General features: G+C 19.4%; 1 protein-coding gene. It reads left to right on the forward strand.

Annotated elements, in window-relative coordinates; all coding sequences use genetic code 11:
• The coding region (locus NUM_RS22975; RefSeq protein ID WP_207126989.1) for a hypothetical protein at positions 1–247 on the forward strand (247 nt) is incomplete at both ends.

Here is a 247-nt window from a genome sequence, read left to right on the forward strand (position 1 = left end):
ATAATAAAAAGAAAAGATGATATAAATACCCCTAATATTCCTAATAACAAAGATAGTTGTATTACTCTTTATAAATCTAAACCTATAGTAATTTATTCAAATTATAAATTAAATAGAAAAATTATATTATCTGAAAGACAAAATATTGTTGATCCCTATTCAAATTATTTTACATATAGAACAACTGTTGTAATATTTTTAATATTACTCTTATTTTCTTTAATTTTACCAGCTACGATTGGTAAAA

Origin of the sequence: Actinocatenispora comari, from assembly GCF_017312725.1 — a bacterium.
In the GTDB taxonomy this organism is placed as follows: Bacteria; Actinomycetota; Actinomycetes; order Mycobacteriales; family Micromonosporaceae; genus Actinocatenispora; species Actinocatenispora comari.